Source organism: Colwellia aquaemaris (assembly GCF_057548755.1).
Map to the genome: position 1 here is coordinate 566,696 of NZ_BAAJLV010000002.1, position 21,362 is coordinate 588,057.

A 21,362-nucleotide genomic window follows, 5' to 3' on the forward strand; every position below is an offset into this window, starting at 1 on the left:
GATGATATGTAAGATCTAATCTGAACTAATACACATTATGTTCTGCGCAACTAAATCAGGACACTTTTCTTAAGGAATTTTGCTCATACTCAGTTGGCGACAGATCACCATTAGCGGTATGAAGCCTCTCTAAGTTGTAATAGCGCATATACGCTGTCACATCATTTCTCATATGCTCACGAGTTGGTTGTGGCACTTTCAACAACCAATCATGTTTTAAACTGCCGAAGAACCTTTCCACAACAGCGTTATCCCAACAAGCACCAACATCTCCCATGCTGGCTCGAATTCCATAATTCGCGAGTAAATTACGATATCGCTTACTGGTATATTGTGAACCTCTATCCGAGTGAAACACTAAGCCTTTAGGCGGCTGGCGTAAGTTATAGGCTTTTATCATCGCTTTGCTTACTAAATCAGTCGTCATGCGCTTATCAACATGACAATCGCTAGATACATCCAGCCTTTACCTGTTTTCAGATAAGTGACATCACCCGCCCAAATCTGGTTAGGCGCAACAGGATTAAAGTTCTGATTTAGTAAATTATCAGCAACAGCATCACTGTGCTTACGTTTAGTTGTTACTTTGTAAGCAACACGCTGAGTCACATATAAGCCAAGTTTAGTCATCAGCTTTTGGACGCCATAATCACTCACTTGCAATCCCTCCTTGCATAAACGCTTTCTCAGCTCTCGATAACCCAAGCTATTTCTACTTTGCTTGAATATCGTTTTAGCTCTCCTATATAAATGCAGCTGCTCTGCTGTAATGATTTTGGCTGGTCGATTTAGCCAAGCATAATAGGCTGAACGACTGACCTTCATTATCTTGCAAAGCTTCACAACGGGAAAAGCTGGTGATAGCTGTTTAATCGTTTGAAACGTTACTTCGTTTCCCTTAGCAGGAGGGAGCTGGCTTTTTTTAATATTTCTTTTTCCACCCTTAGCTCTTTGACTTCCTTGCGTAGCTTTAATAGCTCGGCTCGCTCATCAGCGTTTAAAATGGCACCTGATTGCTCTGCTTCAAACTTGGCTTTCCAGTTATAAAGTAACTTATCTGTGATACCTAAAGACGCTGCCGCTTTAGGTACGCTATAGCCTTGCTCAGTTACTAATGCTACGGCTTCTTTTTTAAATTCTGCCGTGTAGCTTCTCATTTTTCTTTTTGTCATATAACACCTCAATAATTGGATTATATTCCATTATCAAAGTGTCCTGTTTAATTACAGCAGATCATTCCAAAGATCCCGAATATTGTGCACAAGTAACAGACGCAAAAAATAAAGCAGTTTATCTTAAAGTTGAAGCATTAGAAATTAAAGTGCTAAAGTACACATAACAAGCTGTTAAATCAGGACAAAATACAGTTGGCTGTGTTTCGTTCCTCAACAATTTTAGCCAACTAAATTTTGCCCATTAACGAGGGTGTTAGCAGTACAAGGAGGTATCTCATCATTCTGCAATCTATCGGAATTATTTCCGTAATTCTGTTTATCTTCTTTGGTATAAAACATTTAATTGGCTTAAGGAAAGTTCAGCAGAAGTCGTAGAAAAGACACATAAATTATTACCAAGATAATAGCTCTTTTACTGTTCAATAAATTGAAGTTGCTTATTTGATTTTAACTTTTCTAATAATTCTGATTGCATATATTGATAAATATCCTCGATATTAAGCATTTCAACTTTTGATAGATAACGATTCCCTGTGTGTTGGGTAATGCGCTCAACATGCATCGGTTCCATTACAAAGACTTTATCAGCCCAATCAAGTAATTCAGCACTACAAAGACGAGAGCCATATTTAGCACAATACTTTTCACTTAATCCAGCAGACTGAAAAGTGTATTTGCTATTAAGGGCTTTAAAATAATCTTCAGCTGTGCGTGAACGGTGCATGTTTGCTGTACATAGAAAGAGAATATTCATGAGATTAATTTCAATAATTTACTTCATAAAACGACTGATGAGTTAGCTTTATTGTAAAGAGTAGCCAAATTAAATTAATTATTACAAGTCAATTGAACTAGGGTGTATTTTGTACAAAACGTTTTATTAACGCTTCTACAGTAACATTACCGTTATCTAGAGCCTCTTGCATAGCTTTTCTTACTTCCTTATTAAGAAAGCGCATCGATAATGCATTATCGATGCGCTACCGGAATAAGCTTGGGATCATTTAAAAGCAATCGTTTGCATATTAACTTTTATCAATGCATTGATGATAGTATAAACTCAGTTAAAAGTTAGTTCATTGTTGCTAGGTTTGTATGAATAAACTATCAAATACTCCTGCTTATGTTTTAACGCATGCTTTTGATAAAGCCGGTAGCGAGTTGGCTTTATCTGGTACTGATAAAGCCAAAATACTGGGTACGTAATCTTGCGACTGGATATTCCCTCACATCCAAAACTGGTGAGTTACAGCTGCACTTTATTCAACTTTACCAAGCATTATACCAGCTCACTTCAGGTGACAAAGCCTTGATGCAATATTGGTATGAATGTGAAAATAAAACACTCAATGACTCTCCTAAATCGCTTTGCAATTCTATTCATGGCCTACATCGAACTGTGCAATATCTACAGTTATTACAACCAAAGAATATCCTTATAAACCCTCCTGAATAATAGAATCTAAAATGTTTTTGGTTTGGTTTGGTAGATTATCTTCATTTTTAAATAGATGATAAATTAAGCCTGAACTTTTGTTAGCAATATTTTTCCCAAAGTTTAGTGCTTTTTTGCATTGATTTTACGAGCTGTTTTTCAAATTTGTTTATTTGAGGCAAGTCAAAAAATTTTCTTATATCCTGTAGTAGATACACGCCTTTTGAATTCCTAAAATAATAAGATACCCTTAATTTACCCAACTCCGTTTGACACTCGTCAGAGCAAATGCCTTTTGATTGTTGTAGTTCAGTATTTAATACATTTAACTTATTGTGTTTAATGTGAGTCATATAACCTAATTGGCTCTCATCAGTCTCTTTTAATTTGCCACACTGGTGCAGTTTTTTAGATAAGTCATGGTAAATACAACAACACGAGATGAATTTTTTTATGTGATTAATTTGATGTAGATAATAGGGAAACTTTTTTAAACTAACCGTCTGGATATTTTTGTAATCTAAAGGCTTTTTAAAGTACTTTCCAATACGGATAAATAACTCATAACCATAATGTGCTTTTGCATAAGTAAATGAAAATAGTCGAAGCAGTGACTTAAATAATTCCATGTTAAGAGCGCGATCGTCATACTTGGTATTAATATTTTTTTGTTTTAAATGGATGATCAGCAAAGCAGCAACCGCATTAAAAGAATTACATTTCGTTATCTCTTTTATGTGCCAGAATGTAAAATCTTTTGGGATGGATAGTATTTCCCTCTGTATTGAAAGTGGTAACTGCCGAGTTAGGAAAATAAGCTTGCTTTTTGTTGTTTTGTCTTCAGAAAGCAACGCCCATAATGGGTGATATAACGCTTGGCTTACTCCATTATATGTATTATCAATTTCATCAAGTTTTACTGAGTTTCTCAGTGGCTGACCATCCCACTTCTTCCGCCAGTAACCCTGATTTTGTATTTTTTTTGCATTCTCACCTTTGCCTAGCTTTAAAGGTAATTCATTAGTATTTTTTGCTCCAACTCTACGGAGTACATCATAAACACAGTGTGAAGTAGCGATCCTTTTTATTGATGGATCTAATTTTTGGTAAATATAAAACATCGTCAATTTCGCTTTTATCTTGAGAGTGCAGAGTAAAAATCTTTCAGAAGATGTATTGTTCTTATGAACAGTATAGGTTGATATTAGACACTGTTGATTAATTGGTTATGACTTACTTAGTAAAAGAGCTACTTAGCTTTAAGGACTTTAGCCAATATATCTGATGGCCAAATTAGGTGGATTGAGTGGTCAAATTTAATTGACTAACTGGATAAGTGAACTGATTTTAGTGTCGATATTAAGGTGAAATCTGCAGTAAGCATTGAATCAGTATGGAAAAAAGGCTATATACAGACTTTCAAGGCTGGAACAGAGGAAGTTCTTTATAACGTTAATATCATTGATGAAAATATAAAAATCATCAACGCTAATCATAAAGTTGATGGGAAGTACCTTGTTCCACCTAACTTTTACAAATTTGGTAAAGAAGGTCTCTACTCAAAACTCATAGCAATAAAGAATTCTAAAGGTGATTCTTTTGGTCTTTTAATCTCTGTAATTGAAGTTATTAGGTTTTACTACGCTTTATCCACTCACTTGTCGCATGCTGTTTTTTCAGGAGCTTTTAAGCACAATTTAAACTCACTAATAAACCCTGAGCATAGTGGTAACATTAAAGAAGAGTCTCGTTGTATATTACATTTACGAAAGCATATCAGTGACGAGGAAGGTTGGGTGATTGGTCGAATACTGAATTCCAAAGAAGCATTTCAGGGAGCCAATCAACCATTTGACGATATCCTGCAAAACTCGATTAACAACAAATGGATATATGTTGCATCCGCTTTTCCATTCTTAGGCTCAACGAACTTAACGGCCAGAACAAAGAGAATACGTTCATTAACAGACGATGGCTGGAAAACATTAATTTTAGGCTTGGAACATTGTACTGCTCCATTCCCTTTTGAAAATGCTACGTTCTCCAGAGACAATGATAATAATCGAGAAGCAGATCCAAACAATAAGCTTCCACCTGAAGCAAAGAAAATGGCTTGGCCAGTACTTAAAGATAAAGAATCAGACGGCAATAAAGACTTGCAAAACAAACGGGAGCCCAATAAAGAGCGCTCTACTGAAACGATTACTTTGCCTACTAATCGTTTTGCCACAATTGAAGGAAAAAAAACAGATAAGCCGTTAAAAGAACAATGCCACTACATGAGTGGAATTGCTGCAATGCAGAGTGATAAAGAATCAGATTCGTTAAATACGGGACAAGGACACGATAAAGGTTCAAATGCAGGTAAAGGAAATATCATACATCAACGTGTACGCGCTAAGTCACTACCAGCAAATTTTAGTACATTTAAAACAGCTATTGAACTATTAAATGAAAAAGATGGCATAATAAGCTTATTTATACGGGCTATCTGGTGAACCAAATTCCAAACCGACAGGGCCGCCAAGCTCGCCTTATAGTTTCCTTTTTCGGCACCAAGCGATCGCTATTTTATCAAAAATTTCAGCAGGGATGGCAACGGTAAGTTGTTCATTAGATCCAGTTTTTGTAATGCTAAATTCTTCAGGATTATTAGCTTGAATAACTGCGGGGTTATTATTGTCGTCATCAAACGTTATTTCTTGATAACAGCCAATATCAGGATTATCTTGTTCGTAAATCCACTCTTTTGTGCTCATGACGTACCCCTATAAATAAAATCAACATTCAAGCCAGTACATTTTATTGATGTAATTGGATATAAAATTTAATCATCACTTTATGACAGTAGCCTAAAGCGATGTAAAAATGAATGTAAATATTAATTATAGTACAACAGAACGTTGTAATTCAGAGGAAATGAACAACGGCAGCAAGTAGCTGCCAAGCTGAAAAAGGCAGGCAGTAAAGTTCAACAAATATGTCGTTGCTTATCCATTGCGCCTAGTTCATTTTATTATCGAGCTAAACCAAAATCTATTTGTCCTGAGCGCGTAATGTTTGATGCTGCTATGAAGCAAGTTCATGCTGATATGGATGCAGCTTATGGCAAAGTGCGTATGCATGGTGAGTTACAAGCATTATGCTTTGATATTGTGCTTCATCGTGTACGTACTTCGATGAAGCGATTAGGGCTAGTTGCCAAACGCCCTAAGCAACACAAATATCTTGATGGGGCAGACCATCAGTGATAGCGCCTAATCATTTAAATCGTCAGTTTAATCCTGAGCATTTAAACAAGTTATGGTCGGGTGATATCACGTATATTCGTACGCAACAAGGCTGGTTGCACTTGGCCGTGATTATGGACTTTCGCTCTCGCAAGGTAATTAGCTGGGCGTTCTCAGATAAACCTAATAGCGAGTTAACAACCAGAGCCTTACGATTTGCTGTAAATAAGCGACAGCCAATTGATGGCGGGTTATTCCACTTAGATCAGGGGGGCAATATACGTGTGAAGCATTTCAGCGTTCACTGAAAGAGCATGGCTTAGTCTCAAATATGAGTCGTGCAGGTAATTGCTTAGACAATGCAGTAACTGAACGCTTCTTCCGTAGTTTAAAATCGGAGCGGATTAACTATCGCCGTTATCAAACAAGGCGTGAAGCAATGGGTGATATTATTGATTACATCGAACCATTTTATATTCAAAAGCGGTGACATTATAAATTAGGAAATATCTCACCAGCAGAATATGAGATGAAATTAAGAAAAAGTGCCTAACAAAGTCTCCAAGTTTATTTGACCGTTACACAAACTTGTAACATATTTTATTGGTATAGCCTTCTCCGAACATGAGCATAGTATATTCTAGTTTCAGACTAAAACAATAGAAACCTTAGATCATAACATTACACTAACGCCAGCAATTTATAGGTGCTTTAGCAATTATTAGTAAGATATAATTATTAAAAATAATTACCCTATGTGCAGAGGGATTCATTGTTAGACTCCCTAAATAAGAAGGAAATTATTAATATGAAAAAAAGTATATTATTTTTTGGCGCTGGGCGGATGGGAGGCTCAATTCTTTCAAAACTTATTAATGAATGTAGTGATAACTATAGTTTTTTCATCATTGATCCTTATGTTGCTGAAAATCCTGGAGCATTTAAAGGCAAATGCCAGATATATAGTAGCGTTGAAGAATGTGCAAAAGAAAATAACGCTTTAGATATAGTTTTTGTTGCAGTAAAGCCACAAATGTTTTTAAGTGTTGCTCCACAAATTAACTCCATCACAAGTGAAAGCACCGTCATTATTTCAGTAATGGCCGGTATAGGATGTGAGAGCATTGGCGCAGCAATTAGTAATACGAAACAAATTATTAGATGTATGCCAAACATCGCAGCTACTGTGGGTAAATCGGCAACGGCTGGCTATGCAGGAGAGTGTGTATTTGAATCATCTAAAAAACAAGCCAGTGAAGTAATGGAAACCGTTGGAAGTTGCTATTGGGTTGATAGCGAAGAGTTGCTTCATGCTGTTACTGGCATTTCAGGTAGCGGTCCTGCTTATTTTTTCGCTTTTGTTGAAGCAATGATCTCTGGTGGAAAGTTAGTGGGATTAGAGCCTCAATTAGCCACAAATTTAGCTGTTGAAACCATGATTGGGGCTGCACAGCTTTTAATAGAAAACAATAATGCTTCACAATTACGAGAAACGGTAACAAGTCCTAATGGAACAACAGCAGCAGCATTAGATACTTTTGGTGATGCTAATGCGCTAAATAAATTAGTACATAGTGCAATTAAGTCAGCTGTTGATAGATCTAAAGCATTATCAAAATAATGATCTCTTATTTACTTCGTAACTTTATAAAGTTACGAAGTAGTTCTTAAATGAATAGTATTTAAAAGCTACGGCTAATGTATTTAACGCATAAAGACAGTATAAATAACTAAATTAAGTATTAAGGTTTCTATAATCTCTAGGTGTCATTCCAAGAACTGTAAGAAAATTATGATTCATTGTCGCAGTACGAACATACCCTACGTCGTAAGCAATAGTCGTTATTGGTAGGTCAGTATTTTTTAATAATTCAGTTGCGACTTTTACACGCTCCTTAATTATATATGAATGAATCGTTTCACCTGTTTCTTTTTTAAATGATCTTGCCATATGGTAACTACTTAGCCCAGCGATAACCGAAAGGTCATCCAAAGATAATGGCGTTGAAATATTACTCCTAATATAGTCTTTGATGCGTCGAAGTACACATGGAGACAAACCACCTTTTGGTCTATTTATGACGTTTTTTGCATTTGAATAATTTTGTAACAGTTGCATACCAATACAAGAAATTAAAGACTCAGTATATGCTGTACCAAACAGCTCAGATGAATTACCGTGAGCCGCTAACCCCGCTATCATACCAAACAAAGTTTCATCTTCTTCTATGTATTTAGCATCAAAGAGGACGTCTGATGCAGAGATTGAACTCATCGTTTTTTTAAATAAAGACTCATGATCTAGATAAAGTGCTGTATATTGAGATTTTCCATTACCTTTTGTTTCACAGGTTAACTCACATCCAGCTGGCAAAATAAGTATCTGTTTAGGTGGTAAAAAACCTTTCCATTTAGGTCCTGAATGGGTAGTTAACTTAGGTGCCTCACTGTAGCTTGAAGTTCGACAGTAAATAGCCAATTTATCAGTAGCCCAGTCACAGTACTTTAGTCCACTATATTCACGAGGATATTGTTCTATTTGAAAACCGCTACCAGTCTGAACAGAGAGATTTGGTATTAAACTTTTATTTGTTAGCTCTCTAGAAATGAACCCCGACATTATGCTCGCCTTATAACAATCTTATTAACATGCATTTTTAATTGAATTTAATATTTAAGCTGGTCATAACTAATAAATATGAATTAAAGCCTAGCCTATATAATATTAAACTGCAATTTAAACTTGTTTGATAAAAGTAATCCAATCTCTGAAAATGGACCTTTTATTGTTGGATAATTTGCTCGTGCTACTAGCTAGATTAGGGGGTAAATAGGACTAATTTTAACCAGTTATGGCTTTGAGGCTACTTTCTAAGTAATAAATATTGAATAAGGCGCAATATATAGAAGAAATAGCACTAAAAGGAAAGTATAACAAAAGTAATTGAATGACAATTTTTCTATTAATTTGCACTATCATCAATTTATTTAAGCAAGCATAACCATATAACAGTTATGGATTTCTTTAACCTTGAAGATAATAGCCATAAAGGAAAATACGCTAATGCCAAAATCCAGTAAAAATATTATTGGCTCTGCATCTAATGTTGATTTAATTTCGATATTTAGCAACCTTCTTAAACCAGCATCAATTGTATTTTTAATGGGGTTAAGCTTTTCATTATATGTAAATTTTTATGTATCTCCTATTTGGGTTGAACAAAAAAGTACATTTCAAGTGTCTGAAAATGCACAGAAGGATAAATTCTATATTCAAGGAGGAAAAGAAAAAATAATTGATGCTATTGTTCCTTACGATGAATCACCGTTAAATCAGCGTTCACTGAATGAAGTGCAGGGTCCTCCTAAGCTCGAACACCAATGGGTTGTCGAGTTGGTTCAAATAGATGGGTATAATGTCGAACGCTACTCTTTGTTAGAAGCTAAATTTCATTTCGGTATTTGGTCTTTATTACCTGCTTTTCTGGCTATTTTACTTTGTCTACTAACTAAAGAACCATTAACAGCACTTTTTAGCGGCATTCTATCTGCGGCCTTTATGTTAGGAAGGTTTGATATTACGAATGCAGTGTTAATTCCTAATATGGCAACGACAGGATCTGCTGGTGTTATACTGCTGTATCTGTGGTTATTAGGTGGCCTTATGGGGATTTGGTCTAAAACAGGTGCTGCGCAAGCTTTTGCTGAATATATGACTAAGCATTTTGTCAGAGGTCCTAAAACAGCCAAATTAGTTGCATGGTCACTAGGCGTGTTGTTTTTCCAAGGAGGTACTGTCAGTACAGTTTTAGTTGGAACAGCAGTAAAACCAGTAGCAGATAAAGAAAACATTAGTCATGAAGAACTCAGTTACATTGTCGATTCAACCGCGGCTCCTATCGCAATAGTAATCGCTTTTAACGCATGGCCAGCTTATATTCAGGCATTATTATTTGTTCCAGGTGCAACATTTTTAAGTACTGAATCTGCAAGAATGGACTTTTATTTCAGCAGTATTCCTTATAGTTTTTATGCGATTTTAGCGGTAATAGGTACTTTACTCTTAAGTTTAAATATCACTCGATTTTCAGGAAAAGGTATAAGGGCTGCACAAAAAAGAGCAATAGAAACTGGTCTGCTCGATGCTAAAGGCTCTAATCCTCTTATAACAAAAGAATTTCATAGTAATAGTGTACCTAAGGGCTATAGCTCAAATGTGTTAGAGTTTGTTGTCCCACTATTTGTCCTCATCACTATTGCCATCGCGACTTATCTATATGGAGGTTCCCCTCAAGTTCATTGGGCTTTTGGTGCCGCTTTATTGCTGTCAGCCTTCACAGCACTAATAAAAGGCATGAGTTTAGGGGACGTTATTTCAGGTTTTGGTGACGGAGTTAAAGGTGTTGTTGTTGCTTCTATCTTAATCATACTTGCAGTTACCGTGGGCTCGTTAAGCAAAGAAATTGGTGGTGGACTTTATTTAATTAGTTCCCTAGGGTCGTTTCTACCTTATTGGATTTTACCTGTTGTCTTACAAATTTTAACGATGATCATTGCTTTCTCTACTGGGTCTAGCTGGGGAACTTACGCAGTAACATTTCCTCTAGCTATGCCTTTAGCTTGGGCTATATCTCAATCAGGGGGACTAGCAAGTCCTGAGGTATTTATGTCAATTTGTTTTGCCGCTGTATTAAATGGTAGCATTTTTGGTGATCAATGTTCACCAATATCAGATACGACAATTCTTAGCTCGACAGCTACAGGATGTGACTTGATGGACCATGTTAAAACACAATTTGTACCTGCCATATTTGCCGCAACTGCGGCTGGATTTATGTGGACAATGGTGGCTATATTTTTCGTTTAATTTTTAAATGAGTTGTTACTGCAGTGGCGTGAGTAATACTTATAAAATATCTATCATTTGAATATTCCTTAAACACATAAATTTAAGTAAGCACAATTTAGCGTGACTACAGCAATTCAAGGCATGTTTATTCTTAGCAGGTAGCTAGTATTAAATAGTTGTCGGCTATATTTGCTGATAATAGTTTAGAAACCACAAGATATCTATTTAATATTTATGAAAAAGGGGAAGTAATGAATATTTTTAAGAGGAAGCCACTGCATATTGCTATTACTGCGGTTTTGTTTATTTACGCTAGTTCTTCACAGGCCGTAGAGTCAGAAGAGCTGGTTCAAGAACAGAACAAAGAAATTGAAACTATTAGCATATTAGGCTCTAGATCTAACTCTCGTACTGTAGAAGATTCACCAGTAGCCGTTGACGTTATCAGTGGTGATAGCCTTAATAGTTTAGGTAACTCGGCCGATATGACGGATAACTTAAAAGCCGTTGTTCCTTCATACACAGCTACTCCCTCTATAGGTGACGGTAGCGCTTTTGTTCGTTCTACGTCATTGCGTGGTATGGCTCCAGACCAAACACTTGTATTAGTTAATGGGAAGAGGCGCCACCGTTCGGCATTAATCCAACTTAATGCACCAGCAGCTGGTAATGGTGCTCATGGTGCTGACGTGGGTATGATCCCTGGTATAGCTATTAGTGGTATTGAAGTATTACGTGATGGTGCTGCAGCACAATATGGTTCAGATGCTATTGCTGGTGTTATTAACTTTAATATCAAAAATGCGTCTGAAGGTGGTGAAGTTATGCTTCAGTACGGTCAGTTTTATGAAGGTGAGCAAAGTGTAAAATTTGGTGCAAACGCTGGATTTGAACTTGGAGACCAAGGTTTTGTTAACGTAAGTATTGAACATTCAGATAACGAAGCCTTATCGAGAGGTTTTCAAAATCCTAATGCTCAGGCGCTTATTGATGCTGGTGCTGTAGGTGTTGGTCAAGATACTCCTTTTGATGATGCTCCATTAGTGCAGTCACATGGACGTCCTGAAACAACAGGTACTCGTATATTCATCAATTCAGGATATGAAGTTTCTGACAGTGCAGAAGTTTATGCCTTAGCAAATTATGCTGACACTGATGGCTTATATCGTTTTTTCTATCGTCACCCTACACACTCGTCATTACAATCTTTAGTCGATAACTTTGGCTATGACGGTGAACTAATGGAAACAGGTTATACACCTATTATGTCAGGTGAACAGCAAGATTATAGCTTTGTTGGCGGTATTCGCGGAGAGTTTTCCAACGAGATGTACTATGACTTTAGTTTTGGAATAGGTAATAACCGCTTAGAATTTAGTTTATTAAATACTACAAACCCAAGCTTAGGGCTTGGTAGTGATGGTGAGCCACTTCAAAGAGACTTTTATACTGGAGCTACTGAAGAAGAAGACATCTTCATTAATGCGGACTTTAGTAAAGAACTTGCAGACAACATTAATTTAGCGTTTGGTTTTGAGTGGCGGGAAGAGTCATATACTATCGAATCTGGTGAATTAAACGCATACACAGGTTTAGGCTCAAATGGCTTAAAAGGTACAAGACCGGAAGATACTGGTAGCTTCGATAGAGATAACTATGCTGCTTATATTGATATCGAACACGATATTACAGATGAGTTTATGTTGCAGTATGCTCTTCGTTATGAAGACTTCAGTGACTTTGGTGGCACAACTAACGGTAAAGTAGCTACACGCTGGAATGCTACAGATAACTTGATTATTCGTGGCGCTATTTCTACAGGTTTCCATGCACCAACACCTGGTCAATCTAATGTTCGTAAAACAATTACGGATATCATTGATGGACAGCTTGTTGATATTGGGCAGCTACCTCCAACCGCCCCTGCAGCTATTGCGGCGGGTGCAACACCATTAAAAGAAGAAGAATCTGTTGGAGTCAGTGCAGGTTTTGTTTTATCTGAAGGGACTAGCTCACTTTCTGTTGATGTCTTCCAAATTGATGTAGATGATCGTATTTATAATGCTCGTGATATTCCAAACCCATTAGCGGAAGGAACATTCATTAACTTTTATACTAATGCATTGGATGTTCGTTCAAAAGGTATTGATGTTATTCTAACAACAAATTATGAATGGAGTTCTGCTATAGATACAGACTTTACTCTTGCATATAACTATACCAAAGTTGAAGTTACAAATGTAGCGCCCGTAAATACACCGAACCATGGTGCGGTTATACCTGTTAACAAAGATCTTGTTGATGATATTGAGAATAACTACCCTAATGCGCGCTTTGTTTTATCAGCTAATACATCACTTACTGAAGATTTAAGCTTAATGGTACGTGCTAACTATTACGGTAGTGCTATCGATGGACGTGGTAGCCACGATCATCCAACAACACCATCAGCTAAGGTAGACTCAGTTGTTTATGTTGATATGGAATTAAACTATAACATGACTGAAGATCTTAAACTGACGCTAGGGGCTTCGAATATTTTTGATAATTACATCGATAAGTTAACAGAAAAAAATGCTAACTATTTAAATTTTGGTTTAGCTTACCCTCGTGATAGTGCTGCAAACTATGATGGCGGTTCTTGGTACTTACGTGCTTCATACTTATTCTAAGTCAAAAGAAAGTTTGTATTAAATGTTAAATGCTGTGCTTATTACCTGTGTTAGGTGATATGTACAGCATCTTTACTTGTTATACTACTTAATCCTGCTTCAATTAAAGAGGAAACTCTTCAAATAAATTTTTACAATATCATCTTTCATTCAACCTTACGTTTTTTACGAACCATATTAACCAATCAGACAAATCATTATTCTTTTTTACCGCACAAAGTCTTACAGGTTTTAGCAATATATAGGGTCTTTAGCAGTATTTAGTGGGCAAAAAAATTGCTAATGTTTTAACCTCTATTCTATTACAGAAGAGGAAATTTAAATGTACGATTTTTACGCTGATACTAAGTCTATACCAACTAAAGATATGCTAAAAACCATACTCGAAGCAGAGCTTGGAGATGAACAGAAAGGCGAAGACCCAACAACTAATGAGCTTGAAACAAGGGTAGCCAAATTATTAGGAATGGAAGCAGCGATTTTTTTGATTTCAGGTACAATGTGTAATGAAATAGCTGTTAGAGTTCATTGTAGACCAGGTGATGAAATTATCTGTGATGAAACAGCGCACTTACTTAATTTTGAATGTGGCGGCCCTTCAGCACTAAGCGGTGTTGGACTATTACCAATTTCAGGTACAAACGGTATTTACGATAGACAAACACTTAAAAAAGCCATTCGTCCTCTATCACGTTATATGCCATTAACTAAAATGATTTTAGTTGAGCAAACAACGAATTTAGGTGGTGGTGGAATTTGGCCACTTGAAACAATTAGAGAAGTTGTTGCTGAAGCCAAAGAACACGGATTAATTGCTCATATGGATGGTGCTAGATTACTCAATGCCGTCGCTAAAACGGGTATTCCTGCTGATGAGTATACTAAGGGTTTTGATTCTGCGTGGATTGACTTTTCAAAAGGGTTAGGTGCACCATGTGGAGGGGTTTTAGCTGGAAGTAAAGAATTCATTGAAAAAGCATGGCGTGAGAAGCAAACCTTTGGTGGGGCTATGCGTCAATCGGGTGTTCTTGCCGCTCCTTGCTTATATGCACTTGACAATCATATGGCCCAACTGGAAAAAGATAATAATTTAGCGGCAAAAATAGGTGAAGGCTTAAGTCAGGTACCTCAAATAATAAATATAATGCCTGTTGAAACTAATATCGTTATTTTTGACGTTTGTGATAAAGCACCAATAGCAAGTAAAATTGTAGAAGATATGAAAGAAAAGGGCTTTTTAATGGGAGCATTTGGTGAAAGACGTTTAAGAATCGTAACATGCATTAATGTTGATGAGTCAGCTGGGGAAAAACTACTAAAGGAATTTAAAGAGTATTTAAGTAGTTTTTCAATTATATAGTTTGCGTGTTGCTTTGTAAGAATAAATAAATTCCATTTTCATAGTACTGATTCTATGGAGGGTTCTAAAAACATTATTAGAACCCTTATTTTTCAATGATATTATTAAAATTTGAAATTTTGAGTAAGTTCAAACATCCTGAAAAATACACAATATTTTATACGAGCGTTGAGTAACGAAGATAATTATATAAATATCCTATTTTGTATTTAACTTAATTTTAATAGAATTTTCACTTTAGTTGAACATCATACCTAGCTATATCCACTCTGAGGACATAAATATGCTTTTTAATGGTTCTTTTATTACTGACTGTCCAATCCGTCAGAAGATTCGTGAATTTTATCGTATTGATGAGAATATAGCGGTAGATCATATTCTACCTTTAGCTGAAGTTAATGTTAGTGCCAGAAGTAGAGCTTGGGAAAGAGCTCGCAAAATGGTATTACAAATTCGCCTAGACCAAGCTGGTAATGGCGCAATAGATGCTTTATTAAAAGAATACTCGCTTTCAAGTGAAGAAGGTGTGGTATTAATGTGTTTGGCCGAAGCTTTGCTTCGTGTACCTGATAAACATACGCAAGATGCGCTAATTCGTGACAAAATTTCTCAAGGTCAGTGGACTACGCATTTAGGCGGTAGTGATTCGTTATTCGTTAATGCTTCTTCGTGGGGGCTTTTGATCACAGGCTCTATGGTTGATTATGCTGATAATCGTAAGCAAGACAGCTTTGGCTTATTAAAAAGAACCATCGGCCGTTTAGGTGAGCCTGTTATTCGTAAATCAATGAACTACGCCATGAAAATTATGGGTCAGCAGTTTGTGATGGGCGAAACCATTGTTGCAGCAACTGAACGAGCTGCGACTAAAGAACAACAAGGCTACGTGTATTCTTACGATATGCTTGGTGAAGGTGCTCGCACCATGGCCGATGCTGAACGTTATTTGAAGTCGTACCAAGATGCGATTGTCACTATTGGTAATGCAGCGGTAGCGTCGGGTAAAAATGACCCACGCAAAGTACCGGGTATTTCAGTAAAACTTTCTGCCATTCATCCACGTTACGAGTTTACTCATAAAGAACGTGTGATGGCTGAAGTTGTGCCAAAACTTAAAGCGCTTTGTTTACAAGCAAAACAATACAACATTGGCTTAACGGTTGATGCTGAAGAGTCTGAGCGTTTAGATATCTCGCTAGATGTTATTGAAGCGGTATTCAGTGATGATGACTTAGCAGGCTGGAACGGCTTTGGTATTGCACTACAAGCTTACCAAAAACGTGCAATTTTTGTGGTTGACTGGTTACGTGAACTAACGGTTCGTGTAGATAGAAAAATGATGGTGCGTCTAGTAAAAGGCGCCTATTGGGACAGCGAAATTAAAAACGCCCAAAAAGATGGTCATCAGCACTTTCCAGTGTTTACACGTAAGTCTTCTACTGACGTTTCTTACCATGCTTGTGCGAATAAATTATTAGATTATAGAGATACTATCTACCCGCAATTCGCAACACATAACGCTTACACCGCGGCAACAATTGTTGAACTTGCTGGTGATGATAAAGAAGGTTTTGAATTTCAGTGTCTACATGGCATGGGTGATTCATTATATGACCAAATTGTTACTAATGAGCGTATTCAATGTCGTATATATGCGCCAGTTGGCCAGCATGAAGACTTATTAGCCTATTTAGTACGTCGTTTATTAGAAAACGGCGCTAACTCATCTTTTGTAAATGCCATTGTTGATGAAACTCAGCCAGTTGAATCTTTACTTGAAGATCCTGTTGAGAGAACTCAGCGTTTAAAAGAAAAGTATAATAAACAAATTGTTAAACCTATCGCGTTATATTATGGCGAAAATGGCGCTGACCGTGATAACTCTAAAGGCTTAGACTTAACCGATGTAAATGCCATTACACCGTTAAAAGCGTCATTAGATAATTGGTTTAAAGACAACCAGCTTAATGAAAGCGAGCTACCAGAAGGTACTAGCGCCGTTAAGAACCCTGCAAACCACAGTGAAATTATCGGCTTTCATAAACATCATGATAAAGACGATATGCTGGTGATGATTGATACAGCACAAACGGCATTTTCGACTTGGTCAACAACGCCGGTATCTGAACGTGCAGAGTTATTATGCCGTGTTGCTGATATTCTTGAACGTCATACTGACGAGCTAATTGCGTTATGTATTAAAGAAGCAGGTAAAATCGCGCAAGACGGTATTGATGAAGTACGTGAAGCAGTAGACTTTTGTCGTTACTATGCCGAGCGTGCCATTGAATTAGAAAGCGATGAGCGATTAGAAGCCCGTGGTGTAGTACTTTGTATTAGCCCTTGGAACTTCCCATTAGCAATATTCTTAGGCCAAGTTGCAGCGGCCATTGCTACAGGTAACACGGTATTAGCAAAACCAGCTGAGCAAACAAGCTTAATTGCTTTACGTACTATTGAACTAATGAAGTCAGTTGGTTTACCTGAAGGCGTTGTGCAAGCAGTTATTGCAAGAGGTAGTCAGGTTGGTCGCGTGATTATTCCTGATGAACGCATTCAAACAGTCATGTTTACCGGTTCTACTGAAACTGGCACTGTTATTTCACAAACCTTGGCTGAACGTGGTGGCGATCAAGTACCTTTGATTGCGGAAACCGGTGGTCAAAACTGTATGGTTGTTGACTCTACTGCTTTACCAGAGCAAGTGGTTGATGATGTTATTTCTTCAGGTTTCCAATCAGCAGGTCAACGTTGTTCCGCATTACGTGTATTATTTTTACAAGAAGATATCGCTGATAATGTTATTACCATGCTTAAAGGCGCATTAGCAGAATTACATGTTGGTAATCCTGAGTATTTAAGCACAGATGTAGGTCCGGTTATTGATCAAAAAGCACTAGGTGCATTAAATGCTCACAGTGAGTATATGAAAACCAATGGCAAATTATTGTATCAATGTGAAGTCTCAGAGGAAGTAGCAGGTAATGAACACTTCTTCTTTGCGCCGCGTTTATATGAAATCAGTGATATTAGTGTTTTAAAACAAGAAGTATTTGGCCCTTGTGTTCACGTGGTGCGTTTTAAAGGCAGTGAAATAGAGCAAGTTGTTGATAAAATTAACAGTACTGGTTTTGGTTTAACGATGGGTATTCATACGCGTATTGAACACCGCGCCTTTGATTTAGCTAAACTATCACGTGCGGGTAATGTTTATATCAATCGTAATATGATTGGCGCGGTAGTTGGTGTGCAACCTTTTGGTGGTCGTGGCCTTTCTGGTACTGGCCCTAAAGCCGGTGGTCCGAATTATTTAACACGATTAGTGAAAGAAAAAGCCACGGCAGATGCTGAGCAGTTTAACTTGCAACCTTCACATTTAGAGGCATTAGAATGTGATGAAAAGTCACGCTCTGAAGCAATAACAATGATGAACAATGCTAATAACGCAGAGAAAAACTGGCGCTTAGCTGACCTAAATACACGTATTTCTAGTGTGCGTCAGTTGCTAGCGAAAATTGCTCACGTTGATATTGTTGACGACTTAGCTGATGATTTAAGCCTTACGTTAACGGCAGCTCGTTCGCAATTAATTGATATTGAAAAACGTTTGAAAAAACCGAAAGTATTACCTGGACCGACAGGAGAATCTAATATTATTTACCTAGAAAACCGCGGTAATGTTATTTCTTTTGTTGATAAAAACTCAACTTTTCACTTTTGGGTACTGTCAATTGTGACAGCATTAGCAACAGGTAATACCGTTGTTACTGTGGTTTCTGACTTATTCTATGATGAAGCGTTGGCATTTAGAGATAAGTTTATTGCTACCGGCGAAGATAAAAATGTCTTCCAAGTAGCAAGACTACGTCACTTATCAACTATGTTGGCACATCCAAAGTTATCGGGTGTTGTTGTTGATAGTCACTGTGATCGTAAGCACTACATCAGTGAAAAATTAGCTCAACGTCAAGGTGCGATATTGCCAGTGATCAGCTCTGAATATATGGACAACTTAATTCAACGTTTATTAACCGAAAAAACCATTAGTATTGATACGACAGCATCAGGTGGTAACGCGTCTCTAATGAACCTAACTGAAGAAAGTTAGTATTTATAAATCTAATGTGTATAAATTTTAGATTTCCATAAAGGTTGTTCAATATTTATGGATTAATAAAAGAAGGGGTAATGCCTAGCTACTAAATAATAGTGACTTTGATACCGTTATTTAAATAATAAGATATAAAATAGATGATTTTTATTACGACACTTTATCTCAGTAAATATAAAGGTAGCATAAACAATTGAATTATGTAAAGTTAACGTTAATAGCTTAATTGAGGTGCCTATGTTTTTTGTACAAAAATTGTCATTTAAAAATAAATTGATTTTGCTCATATTACTGCCATTGCTATCAACACTATATTTTAGTACCGAACGATTGTTTAACTTACATTTAAAACAAAAACATTTTTCATATACTCAAGAATTAATTGTCTTAACTATAGCTAATAATGCGTTAGTTCATGAGTTGCAGAAAGAACGTGGAGCAACGGCGGTTTATATTGGAAGTAAAGGAAAGAAATTTTTAAAGGAAGTTAGAGAACAACGTAAATTAACCGATAAAGCTAATGTGATTTTACAACAAAAAATTTCTGATTTTGAATCAACAAATGAAGATGTTACTAGTGTAATCTCAACGATTAAGCTAGGACTACTTGATCTAGCGTCAATTCGAAGCAATTCAGACTCATTATCAATTCCTTTGAGCCAAGCAATAGGCTATTACACTGAGCAAAATAAAAAGATGCTAGATTTGGCAAACTTTTTTTCTACAATTAGCCCGACTGAAATTATCAATAATGCTATCGCGTATTATAATTTTTTAGAAGCAAAAGAACGAGCAGGGATAGAGCGAGCAGTAGTAAGTGGCGGTTTTGCTAGTGATAATTTTATGCCTCAAGCTTTTCAAAAATTCATTTCTCTTGTTGCAATACAAAACTATTATTTGGAGCAATTTCGTAAAAAGAGCTCTTCTGAAATGATTAATTTTTATGAGCGCTCATTAAATAATAGTGCTGTAAAAGAAGTTGACCGTATGAGGAATATCGTAAAGAGTACCGGCGGTATTGGGCCTTTTAGCGTTGATGCTGGACTATGGTTTAAAAATGCGACAACTAGAATCAATTTATTAAAAGAGACTGAAGACAGAATTGCCATAGAGTTTGCTAATAAAATAAGTGCTCAACTTAAGGATGTTAAGACTGCAGTCACTATAGATATTATTGTAATAATTTTAGCATTTTTATCAACTATTTTTATAGCATATCAAATTTTAACCAATTTGTTTAAGCAATTAAGCAATATATCAAATACTATGGAAAAAGTGAGTAGCTCAAATGATTTAACAGTTCGTGCTCATGTTTATAGCTCTGACGAATTAGGAAACTTGGCGAGTAAGCTAAATAAAGCACTAGTTACATTTTCAAATGCTATTGTTGAAATAAAAGGTAGTAGTACTTCTCTTGCTAGTTTCGCCTCACAATCTTTATCTATTGTTAGTGATAATGTCAAAAGGTCGCAACTGCAAAGAGATGAAACTACTCAAATAGCTACCGCAATAGAAGAGATGTCAGCAACAGTCCAGGAAGTGTCTCGTAATAGTAATCAAGCAATGTCATCTACACATCAAATTAATAATAAAACGATTGAAAGCCAGACAATTATTAGTAATTCATTGAAGTCAATTAGTAAACTTGTTCAAGAGGTTAATCAAATAAGCTCAATGATCTCTGGTTTGCATACAACAGCATCCAATATATCGAATGTTATTGATGTAATTAAGGGAATTGCAGATCAAACCAACTTACTTGCATTAAATGCTGCTATTGAGGCTGCTAGAGCTGGTGAACAAGGCCGAGGCTTTGCTGTTGTTGCTGATGAAGTTCGAACATTAGCTCAGCGAACACAACACTCTACAGTTGAAATTGAAGCGATCATTAATCAATTACAAAGTGAAAGTAATAATGCCAATGCAATGCTTATCGGAACGCAAAAACGTGCTGATGAAAGCATTGACGGAGCACACTTAATTGAAGAGTCACTTGAAAATATTGTTGCCTCTATATCAGATATTAACCTAATGATAGAGCAAATAGCTACATCAGCAGAAGAGCAAGTTAGTGTCGCAGAAGAAATAAGTCAAAATGTTAATGAAGTTGATAGAAAGTCAACCGAAATAACCGCTGGAGCTGAAAAAGTATCTCAAGCAGCAACAGAGCAAGTGAATATTGCAAATAACCTAGAAAACTTATCTGGCAAATTTGTCTTATAAAATTTAGCGTTTTTCTCTTTGATAAAAGAGCCCTGCTTATCAATTAAAATAAAGAGGTAATTCTTTGGGTTTATAATAACTTCTAGTTATTATAAACCCATAATAGGACTTTTAAACTTATGTGTTAGGTATCATATGTAAAACTTGTAAAACCCTGTGGAACTACCGGAAACGCTTTGCCGTTATCAGAAGAAAGTAGTTATCATTCATACTGTCAATTTCTCAATCGAGGGTTAATTTCGAGTCAACAATGAGTTGCAGTAACAGAGAAGGAACGGCCCATAGAACTTAGCAATTTGATATGCAA

General features: G+C 36.5%; 14 protein-coding genes and 1 pseudogene. 10 read left to right on the forward strand and 5 right to left on the reverse strand.

Translation table 11 applies throughout. The features are described 5' to 3' along the window. Nucleotides 1-55 precede the first annotated feature (55 nt). The 3 genes and pseudogenes from AC27HL_RS08875 to AC27HL_RS08885 form a co-directional block, all read right to left on the reverse strand. Nucleotides 56-1,172, reverse strand: a pseudogene (locus tag AC27HL_RS08875) (IS3 family transposase). Nucleotides 1,173-1,587: 415 nt separating this feature from the next. Beyond that, the gene (locus AC27HL_RS08880; protein ID WP_487080610.1) at nt 1,588-1,929 is read right to left on the reverse strand and encodes a hypothetical protein; all 342 of its coding nucleotides are present in this window, start codon (nt 1,927-1,929) and stop codon (nt 1,588-1,590) included. 782 nt (nt 1,930-2,711) lie between these two features. Further along, on the reverse strand, nt 2,712-3,731 hold the full coding sequence (locus AC27HL_RS08885; RefSeq protein ID WP_487080611.1) for a hypothetical protein: 1,020 nt from the start codon (nt 3,729-3,731) through the stop codon (nt 2,712-2,714). A gap of 243 nt (nt 3,732-3,974) precedes the next feature. Between AC27HL_RS08885 and AC27HL_RS08890 the strand changes: the two genes are divergently transcribed. Beyond that, the gene (locus tag AC27HL_RS08890) at nt 3,975-5,108 is read left to right on the forward strand and encodes a hypothetical protein (RefSeq protein WP_487080612.1); all 1,134 of its coding nucleotides are present in this window, start codon (nt 3,975-3,977) and stop codon (nt 5,106-5,108) included. A gap of 36 nt (nt 5,109-5,144) precedes the next feature. Here the strand turns inward: AC27HL_RS08890 and AC27HL_RS08895 are convergent, their stop codons facing one another. Further along, nucleotides 5,145-5,369 carry a hypothetical protein gene (locus AC27HL_RS08895; protein ID WP_487080613.1) on the reverse strand — a complete coding sequence of 75 codons (225 nt, stop codon included), beginning with the start codon at nt 5,367-5,369 and terminating at the stop codon, nt 5,145-5,147. Between the two features lie 297 nt (nt 5,370-5,666). On the opposite strand from AC27HL_RS08895, the gene AC27HL_RS08900 reads away from it, so the two are divergent. The 4 genes from AC27HL_RS08900 (at nt 5,667) to proC (ending at nt 7,461) form a co-directional block, all read left to right on the forward strand. After that, a complete protein-coding gene (locus AC27HL_RS08900) occupies nt 5,667-5,861 on the forward strand; it encodes a hypothetical protein (RefSeq protein WP_487080614.1) in 195 nt (64 codons plus the stop codon). Next, nucleotides 5,858-6,148, forward strand: coding sequence for a DDE-type integrase/transposase/recombinase (locus AC27HL_RS08905; RefSeq protein WP_487080615.1), 291 nt, complete (start codon nt 5,858-5,860; stop codon nt 6,146-6,148). Before AC27HL_RS08900 ends, AC27HL_RS08905 begins: the two co-directional genes overlap by 4 nt. Nucleotides 6,149-6,171: 23 nt before the next feature. Beyond that, nucleotides 6,172-6,330: an IS3 family transposase gene (locus AC27HL_RS08910; protein WP_487080616.1), complete on the forward strand. Its 159-nt coding sequence runs from the start codon at nt 6,172-6,174 to the stop codon at nt 6,328-6,330. A 318-nt stretch (nt 6,331-6,648) separates the two neighbouring features. Next, a complete protein-coding gene (gene proC, locus AC27HL_RS08915) occupies nt 6,649-7,461 on the forward strand; it encodes a pyrroline-5-carboxylate reductase (protein WP_487080617.1) in 813 nt (270 codons plus the stop codon). Nucleotides 7,462-7,575: 114 nt separating this feature from the next. Here the strand turns inward: proC and AC27HL_RS08920 are convergent, their stop codons facing one another. Further along, complete coding sequence (locus AC27HL_RS08920) at nt 7,576-8,460, reverse strand: helix-turn-helix domain-containing protein (RefSeq protein ID WP_487080618.1); 885 nt, start codon at nt 8,458-8,460, stop codon at nt 7,576-7,578. A 444-nt stretch (nt 8,461-8,904) separates the two neighbouring features. Between AC27HL_RS08920 and AC27HL_RS08925 the strand changes: the two genes are divergently transcribed. From AC27HL_RS08925 to AC27HL_RS08945, 5 genes are all read left to right on the forward strand, one after another. Continuing rightward, nucleotides 8,905-10,707, forward strand: a complete 1,803-nt coding sequence (locus tag AC27HL_RS08925; RefSeq protein WP_487080619.1) for a Na+/H+ antiporter NhaC family protein — start codon at nt 8,905-8,907, stop codon at nt 10,705-10,707. A gap of 233 nt (nt 10,708-10,940) precedes the next feature. Next, nucleotides 10,941-13,361 (forward strand): TonB-dependent receptor plug domain-containing protein, encoded by a 2,421-nt coding sequence (locus AC27HL_RS08930; protein WP_487080620.1) that lies wholly within the window; start codon nt 10,941-10,943, stop codon nt 13,359-13,361. Nucleotides 13,362-13,683: 322 nt separating this feature from the next. Beyond that, a complete protein-coding gene (locus tag AC27HL_RS08935) occupies nt 13,684-14,721 on the forward strand; it encodes a threonine aldolase family protein (RefSeq protein ID WP_487080621.1) in 1,038 nt (345 codons plus the stop codon). A gap of 283 nt (nt 14,722-15,004) precedes the next feature. Further along, the gene (gene putA, locus AC27HL_RS08940; RefSeq protein ID WP_487080622.1) at nt 15,005-18,829 is read left to right on the forward strand and encodes a bifunctional proline dehydrogenase/L-glutamate gamma-semialdehyde dehydrogenase PutA; all 3,825 of its coding nucleotides are present in this window, start codon (nt 15,005-15,007) and stop codon (nt 18,827-18,829) included. A 240-nt stretch (nt 18,830-19,069) separates the two neighbouring features. Further along, entirely contained in the window at nt 19,070-21,055 is a 1,986-nt protein-coding gene (locus AC27HL_RS08945) for a methyl-accepting chemotaxis protein (protein WP_487080623.1), read from the forward strand. Nucleotides 21,056-21,362: the final 307 nt, after the last annotated feature.

Coding starts and splice junctions, on each gene's coding strand:
- AC27HL_RS08930 (WP_487080620.1), top strand. CDS start 10,941: ATGAATATTTTTAAGAGGAAGCCACTGCATATTGCTATTACTGCGGTT.
- AC27HL_RS08900 (WP_487080614.1), top strand. CDS start 5,667: ATGTTTGATGCTGCTATGAAGCAAGTTCATGCTGATATGGATGCAGCT.
- AC27HL_RS08920 (WP_487080618.1), bottom strand. CDS start 8,460: ATGTCGGGGTTCATTTCTAGAGAGCTAACAAATAAAAGTTTAATACCA.
- AC27HL_RS08925 (WP_487080619.1), top strand. CDS start 8,905: ATGCCAAAATCCAGTAAAAATATTATTGGCTCTGCATCTAATGTTGAT.
- proC (WP_487080617.1), top strand. CDS start 6,649: ATGAAAAAAAGTATATTATTTTTTGGCGCTGGGCGGATGGGAGGCTCA.
- AC27HL_RS08895 (WP_487080613.1), bottom strand. CDS start 5,369: ATGAGCACAAAAGAGTGGATTTACGAACAAGATAATCCTGATATTGGC.
- putA (WP_487080622.1), top strand. CDS start 15,005: ATGCTTTTTAATGGTTCTTTTATTACTGACTGTCCAATCCGTCAGAAG.
- AC27HL_RS08880 (WP_487080610.1), bottom strand. CDS start 1,929: ATGAATATTCTCTTTCTATGTACAGCAAACATGCACCGTTCACGCACA.
- AC27HL_RS08885 (WP_487080611.1), bottom strand. CDS start 3,731: ATGTTTTATATTTACCAAAAATTAGATCCATCAATAAAAAGGATCGCT.
- AC27HL_RS08935 (WP_487080621.1), top strand. CDS start 13,684: ATGTACGATTTTTACGCTGATACTAAGTCTATACCAACTAAAGATATG.
- AC27HL_RS08945 (WP_487080623.1), top strand. CDS start 19,070: ATGTTTTTTGTACAAAAATTGTCATTTAAAAATAAATTGATTTTGCTC.
- AC27HL_RS08910 (WP_487080616.1), top strand. CDS start 6,172: ATGAGTCGTGCAGGTAATTGCTTAGACAATGCAGTAACTGAACGCTTC.